The following is an 18,594-nucleotide window of genomic DNA, read 5'->3' as shown; positions in this document are numbered from 1 at the left end:
TCCTGTCGTTGTTGAGGAGAGGATTCGCACAGGCCGCCTGTTGCTTGCCTGACAGGCGCTGTCAGCGATTTGTCAGCTTGGCTCGCGTATAGGTAGGTGCATGATCAAGAAACTCCTGACCCCTTTTCCGCTGGCGATCGCTTTGTTCGTCGCCCTCTCCATCGCGCCGCCTATGGGCGCGCAGGCGGATGACGACGACGATGCGGTGGAGCACGAGGAAGCCCGCCGAGCGCTCGAACAGGGCCTCGTGCGCCCGCTCGAACAGATCATCGTGGAGGCGCGCAAGCACGTTCAGGGCGACCTCATCGAAGTCGAGCTTGAGCGCGAGGACGGGCGCTATATATATGAGCTGGAATTCATCCAGCCGTCCGGCCAGATCGTCGAGCTTCAGCTCGATGCCAAGACGATGGCGATCGTAGAGGACGATGCCGACTGATGCGCCTGCTTCTCGTCGAGGACGATGCCCGCATTGCGGCCGATGTCTCCACCGTCCTGAGTGGTGCCGGTTATTCCGTGGAGACGGCTTCTGACGGCAAGGACGCCTGGTTCCTCGGCGATACCGAGGATTATGATCTCATCATCCTCGATCTCGGACTACCGAGCATGGATGGCATGTCGCTGCTGAAGCGCTGGCGGGCGAACGGCCGGCACATGCCGGTGCTGGTGCTGACGGCGCGGGGAAGCTGGGCGGAACGCGTCGAGGGCATCGATGCCGGCGCCGACGACTACCTGCCGAAACCCTTCCAGTTCGAGGAACTGCTTGCCCGCGCCCGCGCGCTCATCCGCCGCTCCGTCGGCCATGGCGCGGCGACCATCGCCATCGGGTCGGTCACCATCGACACGCGGGCGATGCGGGTCAGCGTCAATGGCGTGCCGCAATCGCTGACGCCGCTGGAATACCGTCTCGTCAGCTATCTCGGTCATCACCGCGACCGCATCGTGCCGCCGACGGAATTGCAGGAGCACCTCTACGGCGACGACTATTCGCGCGATGCCAATGCGCTGGAGGCGCTCGTCGCGCGGCTGCGCAAGAAGCTCGGCGCCGTCGCCATCGGCACGCGGCGCGGCTTCGGCTATTATATGGGCGAGAGCGCGCCGTGACGCGCCGTTCGCTGCGCCTTCGCCTTGCGCTTGCGGGCGCCGCCTCCATCATCGCCGCCCTTGTGGCGGCGTTCTTCGTTCTTTCCACCCTGTTCGAGCGCCATGTGGAGCGGCGCATCGCAGCCGAGCTGGCGCTGCATCTCAACCAGATCATCGCCGGGCTTGCCGAACAGCCGGGCACGGCGCTCGACCTCGTGAAGCCGCCGGTCGATCCCCGCTTCGAGCGCCCGCTGTCCGGCCTCTACTGGCAGATCGAAGGCGAGGGCAAGCGCCTGCGCTCCCGCTCGCTCTGGGACGATATTCTCACGCTGCCGGATATCCCGGCCGGCGGCGTGCACACGGCGACCATTCCCGGGCCGGGCGCGGTGCCGCTGCTTCTTGTCGAGCGCGAGGTGGTGACGCCCGAGCGTGCCGGTGCACGGCCGTTGCGGGTGGCGGTGGCGATCGACCGGACCGATATTTCCCGCGCGACGGACGAGTTCGAGGGTGATCTCCTGCCCTATCTCCAGGCCCTTGCAGCCCTTCTGCTGGCGGCGAGCTTCGTGCAGATCTTCGTGGGCCTCCGGCCGCTTGCAACGCTGACCGAGCGCCTGTCCGCCATCCGGGCCGGTAAGGCCGAACGGCTCGGCAACGATTTTCCCGACGAGGTGCTGCCCCTGACCGGCGAGGTGGACGCCCTGCTGCAATCGCGCGAAAACCAGTTGCGCAAGGCGCGCGAGCGGGCGGCGGATCTTGCGCATGGTTTCAAGACGCCGCTGCAAATCCTCTCCGGCGACGTGCTGCGCCTGCGCGAGCGTGGGGAGGAGAGCGTTGCCAAGGACATCGAGGCGATCATCCTGCGCATGCGCCGCCATGTGGACCATGAGATGGCCCGCGCGCGCCAGGCGGAACGTGGACATGCGGGCCGCAGCGATCTCGGCCGCGTCGCCTCGCAGGTCGTCAGCGTCGTCTCGCGCACGCCGGCAGGGCGCGATCTCGACTGGCAGCAGGAGATCGAGCCGGGGCTGATCCTGCGCATCGATCCGGAGGATTTAGCGGAAATCCTCGGCAGCCTTGCGGAAAATGCTGCGCGTTATGCCAGGACCACGGTGGGCATCTTTGCCCGCATGGACGATCACAATGCGATCATCGAGGTCACCGACGATGGGCCGGGCATTCCGGAAGGCGAGATCGATTTTGTGCTAAAGCGCGGCAGCCGGCTCGACACGACGAGCGAGGGCGCAGGCCTCGGCCTTGCCATCGTGGAGAGCTTCGTCGAGGAGGCGAATGGCAGCTTCGCGCTGGAAAATCGCCAGCCGGGACTTTGCGCCCGCATCACCCTGCCGCGGATCGTCGCTTAGGGCGTCGCGACCTTGTTCACGCGGAAATCATCGACGCGGCCGAGGGGCGCATCGGCGATCTCCCCTTTTTCGACCAGCTTTTCGCGCAGGCTCTTGCCGTTGCCCTTGATGACAGCGCCGCCCAGCAGTGCCGTGCCGCCGTCGAGCGCCGGGTCGGCGAGGCTGATCGGCTGGGTCTTGGTGATTTCCGTGTCTTCGGCCGGTGCCGTCACCACGAGGTCCTTCAGGTCGCCTTGCAGGCCGGGGCCGTCGGCGGCGGCGTCACCCAGCACGCGGCGGATTTCCTTCTCCACATAGAAGGCGAGCTTGCGCTTGCCGGCCTTGGTGAAGTTGATGCCATCTGAGCCGCGCAGGCGCACCTGCTGGCCGTTGATGTCGGAACCGGAGATCACGAACTTGCCGTTCTCGTCGACGAAGCCGTCCCAGATATCGACGAATTCGCCGCCCGCCTTCTCGACGCCCGCACGATAGATATTGTTGAGCGTCGTCATGTCGGCGGTCATGGCGGAGGACTGGAAGGCTGGCATGCCGATCCACATCATCGGCTTGCCGCCATTGCGGGCAAGCGTCGCGAGGCGTCCGACGCGCGCTTCATATTCCTTCGTCCAGGCCTCGGAGCGGAACTTTTCCTTTTCCCCTCCGACCGTCATCTGCTGGCGGTCGTTGGCGCCCATGCTAACGACGATCAAGGCGGGCTTGGTTTCCGTGATCAGCGTGGGCAGCGAGGTCGGCCAGTTGTAATAGTCCTCGCGCACGATGCCGGACGACCCGTTCGTGCGGCGCTCCACCACGATGCCGGGCGTCGCCTCGAAGGCGGCGATCAGCCCTTCGCCAAGGCTGCCGGCGATGAAGTCGCCGACGACGAGCACCACCTTGGCGTCCGGCAGCTTTTCGATCGCGGCCGGTTCCGGCTTGGTGGCGACGGTGGTCGTCTGTTTCTTCTTGCGGTTGGCGGTGCGCGGTTTCTTGACCTGCGGCTCGCGCACGACTTCCTTGCGCTTGGGCGTGCCAAACAGCAGTTCCAAGATGGTCTTGCGCTCGCGGCGCTCCTGCGCGCCGGCCGGGATGGCGGTCACGACGACGCTCGCTGCCACGGTAAAGGCGAGGCTGAGCCGCACAATCCGGAACGTCGTGGTCATGCTCATCGCGATGGGCTCTCCGTCTTGACCGCGATCCTGCGGGATATCGGTGGCGGCATGATGGCAAATGAAGTGCGCAAGCGGAAGCGCCCGGCAACAAAAAGGGGCGCCGAAGCGCCCCTGATGTCGTCCAAGTCGGCCGTTAGCGGCGCAGCGCCTTCAGCACTTGCAGGCTTGGCTCGCCATCGGCGGAGAGGCCCATGCGGTTCTGGAAGGCCTGGATCGCGGCCTTGGAGCCGGAACCGAAGTTGCCGTCGACCTCGCCCTCGTAGTAGCCGAGTTCCTTCAGGCGCGTCTGCAACTCGAATTTCTCCGTGATGTCGAGCGTGCCCTCCGGGCGCGGCCAGCGCTGCTTGACGCCGCTATAACCGGCAAGCTGGTCGGCCAGCATGCCGACGCCCATCGCGTAGGAGTCGGATGCGTTGTAGCGCTTGATGACGAAGAAGTTCTTGGTCATCAGGAAGCCCGGCCCGCCATTTGCCGGCAGCTTCAGCTCGGCGCGGTCCGCGCCGTTCTTGAAACCGGAGCCGTTCGGGCGCGTGAAGCCGAGCTTCGCCCATTGGGCGAGCGTCTCCGTCTGGCCGGAATATTTGCTGCCGCCGGTCGGCACGACGATCTCGTAACCCCAGGTCTTGCCGGCCTGCCAGCCGTTCTTGGCAAGCAGGTTCGCGGCGGTCGCCAGCGCGTCCGGCACCGAATTCCAGATGTCGCGGTGGCCGTTGCCATCGGCATCGACGGCATAGATCAGGTAGCTCGTCGGGATGAACTGGGTGTGGCCCATCGCGCCGGCCCAGGAGCCGGTCATGTCGGCGGCGGCGATGTCGCCGCGCTGGATGATCTTCAGCGCCGCGATCAACTGCGTGCGTGCAAATTTCGCGCGCTTCTTGTCGGCATAGGCGAGCGTCGCCAAGGCGCGCGGCACGTAATGCAGCCGGTCATCCTTTTCGAGCACCGCGCCGTAGTTCGATTCCATCGACCAGATGGCGAGCAGGATGTTACGGTCGACGCCGAAATGGCGTTCGAGGGCGGCCAGCGTGCGGCCGTGTTTCGCCGCCATCTCCTGGCCGACGCGCACCGTGTAGGGATTGACGCGCGAATCGAGATAGTCCCAGATCTTGTGCTTGAATTCCGGCTGGTAGGCGGCCTTTTCGAGGACGGCCGGGTCCGGTGTCTTGACGCCGGAAAACGCCTTCTGGTAGGTCGATTTGCTGATGCCGGCTTCGGATGCCGTCGCGTAGAAGTCGGCGATCCACTTCTGGAAGCGTGCATCCGCATGGGCGGCGGTGGCCTGGGCGAAAAGCCCGGCCGTGAGCAGGAAGGTGAGCGCGGATCGGCGCAGAACGGTCTTCAGATTCTGTGTCATCGGCTATCATGTCCGTTTTCAAATTTCGGTTCGATGGCAGGGAACCATCGGCTGTTCGCAAAACTTATAAAAACGAAGTCAACAAATTCTTTACCATCAAATTTTTCCCCCGTCTTCTTTCCTAAAAAAGTCGTGCTTTGCAAAAAAATAGCAATTTGACTCTATTTCGGCACAGATATGTCCTGGCCATGAGGGCAGGGGCTCAACGAGGTGATTAATGTCTCAGACACGTAAGGTTCGCAAAGCAGTGTTTCCAGTGGCGGGCCTCGGCACCCGCTTCCTTCCGGCAACGAAAGCCGTGCCGAAGGAGATGCTGACCGTCGTAGACAAGCCGGTGATCCAATACGTGGTCGACGAGGCGCTGGATGCCGGCATCGAGCACCTGATCTTCGTGACCGGCCGCTCAAAGGCCGTCATCGAGGACTATTTCGACATCCAGGTCGAGCTGGAACAGACGCTGCGCCAGCGCAACAAGACCGCCGAGCTGACGCTGCTCGAAAGCATCCTGCCGGTCGCGGGCTCCACGAGCTTCACCCGCCAGCAGGAGCCGCTCGGTCTCGGCCACGCCGTCTGGTGCGCCCGCGAGCTCGTCGGCAACGAGCCTTTCGCGCTGCTGCTGCCCGACATGATCATGAAGGGCGAGAAGGGCTGCCTGAAGGGCATGGTCGAGCTCTTCGAGCATAGCGGCGCCAACATCATCGCCGTCGAGGAATGCGCGCCGGACCAGGCCCACAAATACGGCATCGTCGGCGTCGGCGAGACGATCGGCGACGGCTTCGCCATTACCAAGATGGTCGAGAAGCCGCCGCAGGGCACCGCGCCCTCCAATTTCTTCATCAACGGCCGCTATATCCTCCAGCCGGAAATATTCCCGATCCTCTCCACGCAGGAGCGCGGCGCCGGCAACGAGATCCAGCTCACCGACGCCATGGTGAAGCTTGCCGGCAACCAGAAGTTTGCTGCCTATCACTTCCGCGGGGAAACCTACGACTGCGGCGCGAAGGACGGTTTCATCCTGGCGAACATCGCTTTCGCGCTCGCCCGTGCGGACATTCGTCCCTCCGTCGAGGGGCCGCTGCGGGAACTCGTCGCCAAGCTGAAATAAGGTTTTAGCGCCGAAGCACGAGACCGATGCCGGCACGCGTAATGCCGGTGTCGGGGCCGGACTGGGTCGTCAGCTCGTAGGAGACGTCTCCCGTGAGCGCCAGCCAGCGGTTGAGGTCCCAGGTGAGCCCCGTGCCGACGAGATAGACGTTCTGGTCGGAGCTGCCGGAAGAGGGGAAGTTGCGCCAGGTATAGGCGCCGCTCAGCCGCGCCACGAGGTTTTCGCGCAGTTCGTGCGTCAGCTCCGCCGTCGTTTCATATGCGACGTAGCCGCTCTGGCCGGCGCTGGTCGAGGGTTCGATTTCCGTGCTGAGGCCGAGTCTCAGGTCCGTGCCGCGCTGTGGCGACCAGAAGATCGAGCCGTCGATCGCCACCGCCTCGATGGCCTTGAGGCGGTTGTCGTCGAAGGCGGAGCGCTGGTAGCCGATGCCGAGTTCGCCGCGCAGCTTTTCGCCGAGATCCACTTCCACGCCCGCGCGCGCGCCAAGTGTGGCGGCGGAGCGCTCGTAGCCCAGCGAATCGCGTTTGTGATCGTAGATCGAGCGGCCGACGGAGGCTTCGAGATAGGGGATCAGCGCCGGCGAAACTTCGAAGCCGACGCGTCCGGTGATCGTGCCTTCCGTGAAGTTGCGGTCGGAAAGGCTGAGCTTGTCGCCGTTTGCGAGCTTGGCCGAGCCGTAGATTTCGCGTTCGATATCGGTGGCGATCGTGCCGCGGATCACGCCGAAATCGCGGGTCACACGCGCACCGGCCGTGAAATTGTGCACGCCGGACTGCACACTGGCGCCGTCGATGGCGTTGGGATCGCTGGAGTTTTCGCGCTCGAAGCTATAGCCGGCCGTCAGGTTGGCGATCGTGTCGTTGCTGAGGTCGAGCCGCAAGTCGCTGTTGATGTTGAATTCCGGTTCGGTCTCGCCGCTGCCGCTGAGATTGCGCTGATAGACGCCGTCGGCGACGATCGAGAGCTGGTGGCGTGACCAGTCAGAGACGAGCGAGCCGCGGAAGCCGGTTTCGGAGAAGCTGCGGCTCTCAGAGGAGGAGCCCGTCTTGGTCTTCTCGTAGCCGATGCCCTGCGACAGCGAGGGCTTCAGTACGAAGGCGCCGAGGCGGATGCCGGTCGGTTCATAGGGATCGCCGAATTCGCTCGTCACATTGTCAACATTGCCTTCGCGCGCGTTCAGGCGTTCGCCTTCGCGGGCGGTGCGCCGGATGGCGCCGGTCTCGTCCGCGGCCTCGGCCAGTGCGCCGGCCTGGTCGTCGGTCAAAGCGGGCTGGGTCGTCGTTGTCGTGGTGGCTGTCGTCGCCGCATCGGCCGGGTCCGCATCGGGATCGGCATCCGGATCGTCGACGAGGGGATTGAGCGGCTGCTGGAACGTCGTCGTTTCGGCAGGCACTTGCTGCTGGGCAAGGGCAGGAATGGCGGCAAGCATGGTGCCGGCGAGCAGCAGCCCGGCCAGACGCCGTGACAGGCGGGGCGAAGGTGCCCCGCGATCCATTCCGTTTGCCTCTGGCATGATTGGGCCTGCGATTCTTTCAATTTCCTAAGCGAACGTAAACCGTTGTGGTTAACGCTTGGTTGCTTTCGGGCGGAATCACTCGCCGTAACAATCTGCTGTCATTCGTGCATGGACAGTTTCTTACAAAAGCGCTAACGAGGCGCATGATCAAAAGACAGGCACAAGTTGACAGCGACGGCGCTATCGCCTCCGCACTCCGCACCGTTGAAACGGAAAAAGCTGGTCTCAGCGCTCTCTCGGCGGCCCTCGAAGGACGGCTCTACGACGCGTTCTGCGAGGCCGTGCGCCTCATCGGCGACATCAGCGGCCGCGTTATCGTCACCGGCGTCGGCAAGTCCGGCCATATCGGCGTGAAGATCGCCGCGACGCTCGCCTCCACCGGCACGCCGTCCTTCTTCGTGCATCCCGTCGAGGCGACCCATGGCGATCTCGGCATGATCGCCCGCGACGACGTCATCCTTGCCATGTCCTGGAGCGGCGAAACCGCCGAATTGCAGGGCATCGTCTCCTATTCCCGCCGCTTCTCGATCCCGCTGATCGCCATCACCTCCGGCGAACGCTCGGCACTTGCCCGCGAGGCGGATACAGTGCTGCTGCTGCCGAAGGAGCAGGAAGCCTGCCCGCACGGCCTGGCACCGACCACTTCGACGCTGATGCAGCTCGCCCTTGGCGATGCGCTCGCCGTGGCCCTGCTCGAAGCGCGCGGCTTCACCGCGACCGATTTCAAGACCTTCCATCCCGGCGGCAAACTCGGCGCGAGCCTCTCCCATGTCGGCGATATCATGCACAGCGGCGAGAACATGCCGCTCGTGGCGCTTGGCACCTCGATGCCGGACGCCGTGCTGCTGCTCTCGCAGAAGCGTTACGGCTGCGTCGGCGTCATCAATGACGAGGGCATCCTCGTCGGCATCGTCACGGACGGCGATATCGCGCGCAATCTTTCGCGCAACCTCGCCGAACTCAGCGTCAACGAGATCATGACGCGCGCGCCGAAGACCGTGAAGCCGACGACGCTCGCGACAGCGGCACTCGGCCTGCTCAACCAGTACAATATTTCCGCGCTGATCGTCACCGACGAGACCTTCCGCCCCGTCGGCGTCGTGCATTTCCACGATCTGCTCAGGATCGGCGTCGCCTGATCTGTGCGTCCACAGGTACAAGCCAAAACCCCCGCATTTCCTGGAAATGCGGGGGTTTTGTTTGACTAGATGGCTTCGACCGTCAGATTGCTGCCGCTGCTGGTCGTGACGCGCACGCGGGTGCCGACCGGCAGGTCCGGCCCCTGCACGTTCCACATCGTATCATCGAGACGAATGCGGCCGCGGCCTTCCGCGATCGGCTGTTCCAGCGTCGCCGTGCGGCCGATGAGGCTCTGGCCGCGCTGGTTGAGATGCGGCTGGTCGGAGGTCTGCCCGCGGCTGCTGACGATGCGCCGGCCGATGATCGCCGCGATGAGCGACAGCACCGCAAAGACCAGCCATTGCGCGTGCCATGTCCAGAACGCGGTTTCCCACAGGGCGAGCGAGAGGGCGCCGGTGATGATGGCCGCAATGCCGATCCAGACGAGGAAGACGCCGGGCATCAGCACTTCGAGAATCAGCAGAACGATGCCCAGCACCCACCAGGCCCAGGGGCCCAGTTCCGTGACGACGCGCTCGATCATGCTCAGCCTCCCTGCGACGTCGGGTCGAACGGGTTGCGGAAGGCGGGCGTCGAGGCCGTGGTGGTCGTCGTTTGGCGCGTGCGCGGGGTGACCGCACCCTGGGCCGGGCCGCCGTCGCCGAACACTTCGCGGGCGATGGCGCCGATGCCGCCGAGCGAGCCGACAAGCGCGGAGGCCTCCATCGGCATCAGCACGATCTTGGAGTTCGGCGCCTTGCCGATGGCGGCCATGGCTTCTGTGTATTTCTGGGCGACGAAGTAGTTGATCGCCTGCACGCTGCCGGCGGCGATCGCCTCCGACACCACCTTCGTCGCCTTGGCTTCGGCTTCCGCCAGGCGCTCGCGGGCTTCGGCGTCGCGGAAGGCGGCTTCGCGCTGGCCCTCGGCTTCGAGGATCGCGGACTGTTTCGCACCCTCGGCACGCAGGATCTGCGCGTTGCGGGCACCTTCGGCTTCCAGAACCTGGGCGCGCTTTTCCCGCTCGGCCTTCATCTGCCGACCCATTGAATCGACGAGGTCCTTCGGCGGCGCGATGTCCTTGATCTCGACGCGGGTGATCTTGATGCCCCAGGGATTGGCCGCCTCGTCGACGACGCGCAGCAGCTTGTCGTTGATCACGTCGCGGTTGGAGAGCAGCTCGTCCAGGTCCATCGAACCCATGACGGAGCGGATGTTGGTCATGGTGAGGTTGAGGATGGCGTTTTGCAGATTGGCGACCTGATAGGCGGCCTGGGCGGGATTGAGGATCTGGTAGAAGGCGACGCCATCGGCCGAAACGCTCGCATTGTCGCGGGTGATGACCTCCTGCGTCGGGATGTCGAGCACCTGCTCCATCACGTTCATCTTCGCGCCGATGCGGTCGATGAAGGGGATGATGAGGTTGAGGCCGGGCTCCAGGGTGCGCGTATAGCGGCCGAAGCGTTCCACCGTGTACTGGTAGCCCTGCGGGATCGTCTTGATCCCGGCAAACAGGATCAGGATGACCAGGACCACGAGGGCGATGACAACGATATCCAATCCTGCCAAATCCATGGTGTTCTCCCCAAAGTATGTCGCGCACCGTGTTCAGCAGTTTCGCGGGAACGACATGCGTAAATTCAATAATCCAAAGCACGCGCGCGCTTTGCAGGCCGCGCGGCGCCACTTTAAGGAATACGCGCCGCGGCGCCAGTCTATTTGGACGGGTGGAAGATTTATCGGTGCTCAGATCCAGCCGGCGAGTTCGCGCCGCACGACCTTCTCCAGCACGGCCATGCCTTCGGGGGAATCGTTGAGACAGGGGATGTGGGTGAATTTCTCGCCGCCATTGTGGTGGAAGCTTTCGGCCGCCTGCTCGGCGATCTCTTCCAGCGTTTCCAGGCAATCGGAGACGAAGCCGGGATTGATGACGGCGATGCGCTTAACACCCTCCTGCGCCAGCTTTTCCACCGTCTTGTCGGTGTAGGGCTGCAGCCATTCCTCCGGCCCGAAGCGGGACTGGAAGGTGATCATCAGCTTGTCTTCCGACCAGCCGAGACGCTCGCGCAGCAGGCGGGCGGTCTTCTGGCACTGGCAATAATAGGGGTCGCCCTTTTCGAAATAGCTCTTCGGAATGCCGTGGAAGGAGGTCAGCACCTTCTCCGGCTCCCAGTCGAGCGTCGCGAGGTGCTTCTCGATCGAGACGGCCAGCGCATCGATATAGGCCGGGTCGTCGTGATAGGGCGGCACCGTGCGCAGTGCGGGCTGCCAGCGCAGCTTGAGCAGCGTCTCGAAGGCCTTGTCGTTGACCGTCGCGGTGGTTGCCGCCGCATATTGCGGATAGAGCGGGAAGACGAGGATGCGGTCGCAGCCCTGCTTTTGCAGGTAATCCATGCGCGACGCGATGGACGGCTGGCCGTAGCGCATGGCCCAGTCGATGACGACCTCGGTCTGATCGGCGAAGGATTTTGCCATCAGCTCGGCCTGGCTGCGCGTATAGGTGCGCAGGTAGCTCTCGTTCTTCTCCTTGTTCCAGATCGTCTCATAAGCCTTGCCGACCTTGCCGGGGCGGGTGTTGAGCACGATGCCGAAGAGGATCGGATACCAGGCGAAACGCGACCATTCGATCACCCGCCGGTCCATCAGGAACTCCTTCAGGTAGCGGCGCATGGAGGTGTAGTCCGTGCCGTCAGGCGTGCCCAGATTGACGAGCAGCACGCCGACCTTGCCGTTTTTGACGGGCGGATGGCTGGCGGGCGTGGCGGCTGGGTGCGGCATGATGCGGTCCTGTACGTGCGGGTTTTCGGTCATCGCCCGTTTACGCGGGCGGAGCCGGGTTGGTTCAGAATCGTTCTAAAAAGAAATGCCGGCCCGGGAAAGCCCGGGCCGGCAGAAAAAGTGGAGACAAATTGTCCTTATTTGGCCGGGATCGACAGTTCCGTGCCGACATGCAGGGCACGCGGCCGCGGATTGCCGTTGGCTTCCGCGATCCGGCGCCACAGCGTGCCGTCGCCATAGGCAGCCTTGGCGAGATCCCACAGCGTATCGCCGCGCGCGATGACATGTTTGCCGCCGGCCGTCGTGGTGTTTGCCGCGGTTTCCGTCGCCGTGGTGGTGGCTTCGGAACCGGTTGCGGCTTCACCCGTCGTCGGCGTTGCAGCGCTATCGACGGACTTGGCGGCCGTATCCGTGGAGGTTGCCGTTTCGCCCGTTGCCGGCGCGGTCTCGGTGCTGGTTGCGGTCTCGGCGGTGGTCGTCGGGCTTTCCACGACGGTGGCAGCTGCTACGTCGGTGATGCGGCCATCCGTAAAGGGCTGGTAGGGGCGGTGGGCCGAAAGATAGTCGGCGACCACCAGTTCGAGGTTCGGGCCGAAGTCATAGGCGTTCATGCCGGACTTGGCGAAGACGGTATAGCCGTCGCCACCGGAGCGCATGTAATTGTTGGAGACCACGTTGTAGGTCTTGGCCGGATCGAGCGGCACGAAGGCGTCGCCCTCCTTGACCTCGACGGAGACCACGCGGCTACCGGCCGGCTTCGACTTGTCGAAGGAATATTTCATGCCGGAGACCTGCGGGAAACGGCCGGCACCTTCCTCGATCTGGCTGAGGCCGTTTTCGAGGGCGGCGACGAGGTCCGAGCCCTTGAGCTGGAAGGTCGCGACGGTGTTCTGGAACGGCAGGACCGAAAGCACTTCGCCCATCGAGACCGGGCCGCCGTCGATCGAGGCGCGCAGGCCCCCGCCGTTGGTAATGGCGATCGTCGTGCCCTGGCCCTTGGTGCGGTCGAGGATGGCGTCCGTCACCAGGTTGCCCATGGCGCATTCGGCCGCGCGGCACACTTCGCGCGAGCCGTCGATGGGCGCTGCACTTTCGGCGACAATCTTGTTCTTCAGCTCCTCGATCGGGCCGCCGAGCTCCTTGATGCGGGCGAGAACGGCCTCATCCGGCTTGATCGAATTGTCGATCAGGATCGGCTCGCCGGAGCTTGCCTTCACCACGCCGGCGTCGTCGAACACGACCTTCAGATTGCCGAGATATTTTGAATAGGCGCCGGCCTGCACGACGGGCACCTTGTAGCCACCGGGATTGTCGACCAGCGTCGGGTAGGGACCTTCCGCCTTGTCCGAGGTGTTCGACAGGAAGGTGTTGGTGTGGCCGCCGACCACAACGTCGACGTCCGGGATTTTCGCGATCGCCGCGAGGTCGCGCGGATAGCCGACATGGGTGAGCGCGATGATCTTGTTGACGCCCTGCTTCTTCAATTCGCCGATCGCGGCCGTGATGTCGGCGACGTCATCGCCGATCAGCACGTTCGGGCCGGGCGAGGAGAGTTCCGCCGTATCGTTGGCAACCGCGCCGACGATGCCGATCTTCTGGCCGCCCTGTTCGAGCACGATGAAGGGCTTGATGCGGTCGCCGATCTTCGAGCTGGCGCTGGCGGCGACGTTGGCTGTCACGACCGGGAACTGCACCTTGTCGAGGAAGGTCGCAAGGCCATCCTCGCTGTCGTCGAATTCATGGTTGCCGACGGTCATGGCGTCGAACTTCATCAGGTTCAGGAACTCCGCTTCCACCGCACCCTTGTAGGTCGTGTAGAACAGCGAGCCCTGGAAATTGTCGCCGGCATTCAGCAGCAGCAGGTTCTTGCCGGCCTGGGCCTGGCGCTGGGCATCGATCGCAGCCTTGAGGCGCGCGACGCCGCCGAAGCATTCGCCCTTGCCTTCTTCCTCGGCCGAGCAGGTCGAATCGAACTTGTTGATCGCCTCGATGCGCGAATGCAGGTCGTTGATGTGCAGGATGTTCAGCTCGTAATCCGCAAGTGCGGAGCCGCTGGAGAGCGCGATAAGGGAGGCGGCCAATAGGCCGGATCGGAAAATCGTCATGGTCCTGTTCTCCTTGTTTGCCCGCGGCGTGGCGCGGGAGAGGCTGTCCGCTGCACGATAGGCCGGAAACATGACAGCCGGCCGGCGGATGTTTTCACCGCTTGTCGGCAACTTCAAGAGAAAAGACACGACGCCGAAACGATCGCATGTTTATGCGCTGAAACGAAAAAAGGGCCTCGCGGCCCTCTCTTCTCGATGTGCCGTCGCTCAGACCGCGCGGCGGGCGAGCGAGAACTGCGCGCCTTCGGCCGTGGTGCAGTTCAGCTGCGCCTGGCTGACCAGCGCGCAATTGACCTTGGACTGGGTGTTGCGCACCAGCGAGGTCATGTTGATCTCGACCAGCGTCGGCGAGGTGTTGATGTAGGTGCCGGATGCCAGGAGCTGGTTCGTGTCGGTCGTGCGCGTCGAGAACGTGCCGGCCGCAAAGGTGGAGACGATGCCGTTCGGATCGACCCAGGCGCCCTCGACGCCGGTCTGCTGCTGCTGGCGGATGGGAGGCAAATCCCGGGGGGCGCGGTCGCTCTGGCAGGAGGCGAGCGCGACAGAGGCGGCCAGCAGGCTGAGGGCGGTGATCGGCTTCATCTACAGTCTCCCAAGGTCACGGTGGCGCGAACCACCCGTCCAATTCGCCAGACCATGCCGCGAAGAGACGTCGAAAGCAAGACGGGCCGCCCGGCGAACCGGCATTATCCCATTGAAAGCCCCGCCGAAAGCCTCATCGAAACGAAGACGCCCGCGGCTTGGCCGCGGGCGTCCGGCATTCGATTTGTCAGGCCGCTTTAGCGAACCAGGATGTTCTTGAACTGCCACGGATCCTTTGTGTCGAGGTCTTCCGGGAAGAGGCCCGGGCGGCCGTCGAGCGGGGTCCAGTCGGTGTAGTGGCCTTCGACCGGGCCGAGATACGGCGTCTGCACTTCGAGGCAGCGCTTGTAGTCGACCTCGTCGGCTTCCACGATGCCGGCCTTCGGGTTTTCCAGCGCCCAGACCATGCCGGCGAGCACGGCGGAGGTCACCTGCAGGCCGGTTGCGTTCTGGTAGGGGGCGATGCGGCGGGTTTCCTCCAGCGACAGGCGCGAACCGTACCAGTAGGCGTTCTTGTCGTGGCCGTAGAGCAGCACGCCGAGTTCGTCGATGCCGTCGACCAGCTCGTTTTCGTCAAGCACATGCAGCACCGGCTGCTGGTTGCCGCCATTGCCGAACATTTCGTGCAGCGAGAGCACGGCGTCGTTGGCCGGATGGTAGGCGTAGTGGCAGGTCGGGCGGTAGGAGACGTCGCCGTCCTTATCGCGCACCGTGTAGTAGTCGGCAATCGAGATCGACTCGTTGTGGGTGACGAGGAAGCCGTATTGCGGGCCGGGCGTCGGGCACCAGGAGCGCACGCGGGTGTTGGCGCCGGGCTGTTCCAGGTAGATCGCGGCCTTGCAGCCCTTCTTGTGCTTCTTGGCGTTCTTCGGCATCCATTCTTCATGGGTGCCCCAGCCGAGTTCGGCCGGCTGCAGGCCTTCCGAGATGAAGCCCTCGACCGACCAGGTGTTCCAGAAGGTGTTGAACGGCTTCGGGTTCTTGGTGCGCTGGGTGTCGCGCTCGGCGATGTGCACGCCCTTGACGCCGACCTTCTTCATGAGCTTCGCCCAGCCTTCGCGGTCGTCCTGCGCCGGCTCTTCGAACTTCAATTCGAGATCCTTGGCGAGGTTGACCAGCGCCTGCTTGACGAACCAGGAGACCATGCCCGGGTTTGCGCCGCAGGTGGAAACGGCCGTCGTGCCGCCCGGGTTCTTGTCCTTCTCGTGGCGCAGCGTCTCGCGCAGCGCGTAGTTCGTGCGGTCGGCATTCTTCATGCTCTTGTCGAAGTAGAAGCCGAGCCAGGGCTCGATGACCGTATCGATATAGAGTGCGTCGAGCTTGCGGCAGAGCTTGATCAGGTCGAGCGAGCCGGTGTCGACCGAGAGGTTGACGCAAAACGCCTGGCCGCCGCCTTCCTTGAGGAGCGGCTTCAGCAGGTCCTTGTAGTTTTCCTTGGTGATATGCGCCTTGATGTGACGCACGCCGTGGCGGGCGTAGATCTCGGCATCAGCGGCGTCTTCGCGCGGCTCGATGACGATCAGCCGGTTCCGGTCATATTTGAAATGGCGCTCGATGAGCGGCAGCGTGCCGCGCCCGATGGAGCCGAAACCGATCATCACGATCGGACCGGTGATTTCGCCATAAACCGGATAGGTGCTGTCTGCCATTTGGTTCTCCTGCGGACGGCCGCTTTTCGCAAAAACAGGGCCTCTGAGGGCCCCATAGCATAGTATCGCAGCGCTAGAGCACAGATTTCTGTCACAATAAAGAGCGGCCACGGATTTCTGCGGTGATATTCTTAACCGGCCGCAACCGCCCGCAATTGCGCCGCAAGCGTCGCCCTTTTCGCGATAAGCCCCTTGTATTCGGCCTGCGGCAGGCTCAGCGCTTCGAGCTGATCGGCGAAGACCGCCGCGACCTTGGCGGCATCCGGCAGCGTACGCACCGCGGCGAGCGGATCATTGTAGATGCGGATCGTGAAGAGGATATCGCCGGAGGCCGGCAGCTTGCGCAACGTCTGGCGCTCGACCCGCGCGAAGGTGGTTTCGAGCGACAGCGTATGCCCTTCCGGCAGGGCGCCGTGCGCCTTGGAGGCCGGATAGTGCAGGTCGGCATCGGGATTGATCGACCAGTTGAAGCGGAAGACCGGCTGCTCGACCTTGAGATTGTCGAACATGCGGTTGATCAGCGTGGCATTGCGCGTGCCGTCGCCGAAATCCGGCACGGGGGCGTGAATATCCTCCATGCGGCGCCCGAATTTTTCCGTGAGCGTCCAGGAGGAGGGGAAGGCGACATAGCCGGCCACGAGCCGCCAGCCGGTCTCGTCGCGGCGCATGAGGACGAGATCTTCCTGCACCAGGGCACCGGCCGTGATCAGCGGTGCCTCGTCGGTGTCGAGCGCAATGGCGCGTTCGCCGATGCGGATCATCGATCCTTCGCGGCGGTAAAGGGCGGGGTGCTGCTGCGTGACGTGGCCGGTGAGAAGGTCGAGAACCTCCTGCTGCGCTGCGCGTGTCTCCTCTTCCTCGACGAAGACGGTGCCGCGATGACCAGCGATCAGCCGGTCCTTTTCGCGGAGATAACGTTTGAGATCGCCGTCCGGCTCGATCCAGCGCGCCGGGTCGAGCGGGCCGAGGCCGATGGTGAAGAGACGGGCGGAGCCGTCATAGGGCGTGTAGGTCGGCTGTTTCATGCGAGGCTGCCCCGGATGAGCCCGCGCAGCGAATTGCCGACGAAGATGGTGCCGTGGGCGAGGTCTTCCGGCCGCAGAGCCCGCTCCACGGCCTTGCCGGTTTCGAGCAGTTCTTGCCGAAGCACGCCGGCAAGCAGCCCGGAAGAAAGTGGCGGCGTCTTGAGGATGCTGGAGCCCTCTTCAAGGAAGAGTGACGTGATCGTGCCCTCGCAAAGTTCGCCGCGTTCGTTGAGGAGAATAACCTCCTCAGCTTCCGTTGTCGGGAACTCGGCCCGAGCGGCGGTATAGGCGGCGCGGCGAGAGGTCTTGTGGCGCAGCAGCGGGTCGGCGGAGGCGAGGCGGGTCGTGGCGATTTTCAGGCGCCAGGTTGTGTCGGGTGCGAGCGGCGTGAAGGGTGCCGTCTGCACGTCGATCCGGCCGTCGGCGAAGAGTTCGAGGCGGATGCGGAGCGGGGAGATGCCCGGCAGGGCAGAGGGGGGTAGCGCAGCAATCAACGCATCCTGCGCGCCTTCGGCTCCCGATAAGCCCAACGCCGCCGCCGACCCCGCAAGTCGCGCCAGATGCCGCTCCAGCCGCACGAAGCCCGCGTCGGGCTCCCACCGCAAGGTCTCGATCAGCGAGATATCCATTGATCCCCCACTGCAAAGCGCGCCTTGAGCAGCGCTTCCTCATATTCCGACTCCGCGGTGGAATCGAAGACGATGCCGCCGCCGACGTTGAAGACCGCTTGGCCATCCGGAAAGAGCGAGATGGTGCGGATGGCGACGTTGAAACGCATGGTGCCGTTGGGCGCGATCATGCCGATGGCGCCGCAATAGGCGTCGCGCGGGCCATCCTCCAGGTCGTGCAGGATTTCCATGGCGCGCATTTTGGGCGCGCCGGTGATCGAGCCGCAGGGGAAGAGGGCGGCGAAGATGTCGCGGATCGAGGTGCGGGGCGTGAGCTTCGCCCGCACATGGCTCACCATCTGATGCACAGTCGGATAGGTTTCCACGGCGAAGAGTTTTGGCACATGAAGCGTGCCGACCTCGGTGATGCGCGAGATGTCGTTGCGCAAGAGGTCGACAATCATGCGGTTTTCCGCCTGCGACTTCGGGTCGGCCTGCATCTCGGCAATGATCCTCGCATCCTCGGCGGCATTGGCGCCGCGCGGTGCCGTGCCCTTCATCGGATGCGTCTCGATCCAGCCCTCTTTATCAATGTCGAAAAAGAGTTCCGGCGAGCGGGAGAGAAGCTGTGGCCCATCCAGCGAGACGAAGGCGCCGTAGCGCACCGGCTGGCGCTCGATCAGCGACCAGAAGGCGGCGAGCGGATCGCCGGTCCAGCGGGCGCGGATCGGCATGGTGAGGTTCGCCTGGTAACAGTCGCCCTGGCGCAGATGCTGGTGCAGGCGATCGAAGCGGCCGCGGTAGGTCTCGAAATTCCAGTCGGCTTTCGGCTCCGTCAAGAAAGGCTCGTTCTCGGTGCGCTGGCGCGGCTTGGTGAGCGGGTGGTCGTCCGCCGGCTTTTCGAAAATGCCGAAGCTCATCAGGGGCGTCGGACGGTTTTCCACTGCGAGCGGCGCCAGCTTCGCCTCGAAGAGATGGCCGGCCTCATAGCTCATGAAGCCGGCGATCCAGAGGCCCTTTTCATGCGCCGCCTGCAGGGCCGCAAAGGCCGGCTCGAAGCCGGCGCGCTCGCGCACGGTGACCACCGCGACCGGGTCGGCGAAAACCACCGTCCGGTCCTCGCGGTCGTCCCTGAGGAGCACATAGCGTTCGCGGTCGGTCATG

17 protein-coding genes are annotated in these 18,594 nt (G+C 64.3%); 5 read left to right on the top strand and 12 right to left on the bottom strand.

Annotated elements, in window-relative coordinates; all coding sequences use genetic code 11:
* Positions 1-100: 100 nt before the first annotated feature.
* From J2Y63_RS11875 to J2Y63_RS11865, 3 genes are read left to right on the top strand one after another with little or no spacing between them, the layout of a single operon-like run.
* Positions 101-436 carry a PepSY domain-containing protein gene (locus J2Y63_RS11875; RefSeq protein ID WP_256120933.1) on the top strand — a complete coding sequence of 112 codons (336 nt, stop codon included), beginning with the start codon at positions 101-103 and terminating at the stop codon, positions 434-436.
* Positions 436-1,101 carry a response regulator transcription factor gene (locus J2Y63_RS11870; RefSeq protein ID WP_435266221.1) on the top strand — a complete coding sequence of 222 codons (666 nt, stop codon included), beginning with the start codon at positions 436-438 and terminating at the stop codon, positions 1,099-1,101. The genes J2Y63_RS11875 and J2Y63_RS11870 overlap by 1 nt, the downstream gene beginning before the upstream one ends.
* Positions 1,098-2,441, top strand: coding sequence for a sensor histidine kinase (locus J2Y63_RS11865; protein ID WP_435266220.1), 1,344 nt, complete (start codon positions 1,098-1,100; stop codon positions 2,439-2,441). Before J2Y63_RS11870 ends, J2Y63_RS11865 begins: the two co-directional genes overlap by 4 nt.
* Here J2Y63_RS11865 and J2Y63_RS11860 read toward each other — a convergent pair.
* Both J2Y63_RS11860 and J2Y63_RS11855 read right to left on the bottom strand, forming a co-directional pair.
* Complete coding sequence (locus J2Y63_RS11860) at positions 2,438-3,586, bottom strand: SGNH/GDSL hydrolase family protein (RefSeq protein ID WP_435266219.1); 1,149 nt, start codon at positions 3,584-3,586, stop codon at positions 2,438-2,440. The genes J2Y63_RS11865 and J2Y63_RS11860 overlap by 4 nt on opposite strands.
* 136 nt (positions 3,587-3,722) lie before the next feature.
* The gene (locus tag J2Y63_RS11855) at positions 3,723-4,943 is read right to left on the bottom strand and encodes a lytic murein transglycosylase (protein ID WP_435266218.1); all 1,221 of its coding nucleotides are present in this window, start codon (positions 4,941-4,943) and stop codon (positions 3,723-3,725) included.
* Between the two features lie 217 nt (positions 4,944-5,160).
* On the opposite strand from J2Y63_RS11855, the gene galU reads away from it, so the two are divergent.
* Complete coding sequence (galU, locus tag J2Y63_RS11850; protein ID WP_256120938.1) at positions 5,161-6,048, top strand: UTP--glucose-1-phosphate uridylyltransferase GalU; 888 nt, start codon at positions 5,161-5,163, stop codon at positions 6,046-6,048.
* A gap of 4 nt (positions 6,049-6,052) precedes the next feature.
* On the opposite strand, the gene J2Y63_RS11845 is transcribed toward galU, so the two are convergent.
* Positions 6,053-7,543, bottom strand: a complete 1,491-nt coding sequence (locus J2Y63_RS11845) for an outer membrane beta-barrel protein (protein WP_435266217.1) — start codon at positions 7,541-7,543, stop codon at positions 6,053-6,055.
* Positions 7,544-7,707: 164 nt separating this feature from the next.
* Here J2Y63_RS11845 and J2Y63_RS11840 point away from each other — a divergent pair, with 164 nt between their 5' ends.
* Positions 7,708-8,703, top strand: coding sequence for a KpsF/GutQ family sugar-phosphate isomerase (locus J2Y63_RS11840; protein WP_435266216.1), 996 nt, complete (start codon positions 7,708-7,710; stop codon positions 8,701-8,703).
* Positions 8,704-8,768: 65 nt separating this feature from the next.
* On the opposite strand, the gene J2Y63_RS11835 is transcribed toward J2Y63_RS11840, so the two are convergent.
* From J2Y63_RS11835 to J2Y63_RS11795, 9 genes are all read right to left on the bottom strand, one after another.
* Positions 8,769-9,227: an NfeD family protein gene (locus tag J2Y63_RS11835; RefSeq protein ID WP_256120941.1), complete on the bottom strand. Its 459-nt coding sequence runs from the start codon at positions 9,225-9,227 to the stop codon at positions 8,769-8,771.
* 2 nt (positions 9,228-9,229) lie between these two features.
* Positions 9,230-10,252, bottom strand: a complete 1,023-nt coding sequence (locus J2Y63_RS11830) for an SPFH domain-containing protein (protein WP_435266561.1) — start codon at positions 10,250-10,252, stop codon at positions 9,230-9,232.
* A gap of 177 nt (positions 10,253-10,429) precedes the next feature.
* A complete protein-coding gene (hemH, locus tag J2Y63_RS11825) occupies positions 10,430-11,461 on the bottom strand; it encodes a ferrochelatase (RefSeq protein ID WP_435266215.1) in 1,032 nt (343 codons plus the stop codon).
* Positions 11,462-11,598: 137 nt separating this feature from the next.
* Complete coding sequence (locus J2Y63_RS11820) at positions 11,599-13,566, bottom strand: 5'-nucleotidase C-terminal domain-containing protein (RefSeq protein WP_435266214.1); 1,968 nt, start codon at positions 13,564-13,566, stop codon at positions 11,599-11,601.
* Between the two features lie 207 nt (positions 13,567-13,773).
* The gene (gene omp10, locus J2Y63_RS11815) at positions 13,774-14,148 is read right to left on the bottom strand and encodes an outer membrane lipoprotein Omp10 (protein ID WP_256120945.1); all 375 of its coding nucleotides are present in this window, start codon (positions 14,146-14,148) and stop codon (positions 13,774-13,776) included.
* A gap of 197 nt (positions 14,149-14,345) precedes the next feature.
* On the bottom strand, positions 14,346-15,797 hold the full coding sequence (locus tag J2Y63_RS11810) for a homospermidine synthase (RefSeq protein ID WP_256120946.1): 1,452 nt from the start codon (positions 15,795-15,797) through the stop codon (positions 14,346-14,348).
* 131 nt (positions 15,798-15,928) lie between these two features.
* Positions 15,929-16,822 carry a heme-dependent oxidative N-demethylase family protein gene (locus tag J2Y63_RS11805; protein ID WP_435266213.1) on the bottom strand — a complete coding sequence of 298 codons (894 nt, stop codon included), beginning with the start codon at positions 16,820-16,822 and terminating at the stop codon, positions 15,929-15,931.
* Positions 16,819-17,451, bottom strand: coding sequence for an aminotransferase class IV family protein (locus tag J2Y63_RS11800; protein WP_435266212.1), 633 nt, complete (start codon positions 17,449-17,451; stop codon positions 16,819-16,821). Before J2Y63_RS11800 ends, J2Y63_RS11805 begins: the two co-directional genes overlap by 4 nt.
* The gene (locus J2Y63_RS11795) at positions 17,436-18,593 is read right to left on the bottom strand and encodes an aminodeoxychorismate synthase component I (RefSeq protein ID WP_435266211.1); all 1,158 of its coding nucleotides are present in this window, start codon (positions 18,591-18,593) and stop codon (positions 17,436-17,438) included. The genes J2Y63_RS11800 and J2Y63_RS11795 overlap by 16 nt, the downstream gene beginning before the upstream one ends.
* Position 18,594: the final 1 nt, after the last annotated feature.

Source organism: Shinella sp. BE166 (assembly GCF_051201095.1).
In the GTDB taxonomy this organism is placed as follows: domain Bacteria; phylum Pseudomonadota; class Alphaproteobacteria; order Rhizobiales; family Rhizobiaceae; genus Shinella; species Shinella lacus.
Note: the sequence above shows the minus strand (reverse complement) of the source record. Positions and strands in the feature narration are given on the sequence as shown.

Excerpts from the sequence above, each read along its gene's own strand:
- J2Y63_RS11810 (WP_256120946.1), bottom strand. The coding sequence starts at position 15,797 with ATGGCAGACAGCACCTATCCGGTTTATGGCGAAATCACCGGTCCGATC.
- J2Y63_RS11845 (WP_435266217.1), bottom strand. The coding sequence starts at position 7,543 with ATGGATCGCGGGGCACCTTCGCCCCGCCTGTCACGGCGTCTGGCCGGG.
- J2Y63_RS11835 (WP_256120941.1), bottom strand. The coding sequence starts at position 9,227 with ATGATCGAGCGCGTCGTCACGGAACTGGGCCCCTGGGCCTGGTGGGTG.
- J2Y63_RS11805 (WP_435266213.1), bottom strand. The coding sequence starts at position 16,822 with ATGAAACAGCCGACCTACACGCCCTATGACGGCTCCGCCCGTCTCTTC.
- J2Y63_RS11800 (WP_435266212.1), bottom strand. The coding sequence starts at position 17,451 with ATGGATATCTCGCTGATCGAGACCTTGCGGTGGGAGCCCGACGCGGGC.
- galU (WP_256120938.1), top strand. The coding sequence starts at position 5,161 with ATGTCTCAGACACGTAAGGTTCGCAAAGCAGTGTTTCCAGTGGCGGGC.
- J2Y63_RS11795 (WP_435266211.1), bottom strand. The coding sequence starts at position 18,593 with ATGACCGACCGCGAACGCTATGTGCTCCTCAGGGACGACCGCGAGGAC.
- hemH (WP_435266215.1), bottom strand. The coding sequence starts at position 11,461 with ATGCCGCACCCAGCCGCCACGCCCGCCAGCCATCCGCCCGTCAAAAAC.
- J2Y63_RS11820 (WP_435266214.1), bottom strand. The coding sequence starts at position 13,566 with ATGACGATTTTCCGATCCGGCCTATTGGCCGCCTCCCTTATCGCGCTC.
- J2Y63_RS11855 (WP_435266218.1), bottom strand. The coding sequence starts at position 4,943 with ATGACACAGAATCTGAAGACCGTTCTGCGCCGATCCGCGCTCACCTTC.
- omp10 (WP_256120945.1), bottom strand. The coding sequence starts at position 14,148 with ATGAAGCCGATCACCGCCCTCAGCCTGCTGGCCGCCTCTGTCGCGCTC.
- J2Y63_RS11875 (WP_256120933.1), top strand. The coding sequence starts at position 101 with ATGATCAAGAAACTCCTGACCCCTTTTCCGCTGGCGATCGCTTTGTTC.
- J2Y63_RS11860 (WP_435266219.1), bottom strand. The coding sequence starts at position 3,586 with ATGAGCATGACCACGACGTTCCGGATTGTGCGGCTCAGCCTCGCCTTT.
- J2Y63_RS11870 (WP_435266221.1), top strand. The coding sequence starts at position 436 with ATGCGCCTGCTTCTCGTCGAGGACGATGCCCGCATTGCGGCCGATGTC.
- J2Y63_RS11840 (WP_435266216.1), top strand. The coding sequence starts at position 7,708 with ATGATCAAAAGACAGGCACAAGTTGACAGCGACGGCGCTATCGCCTCC.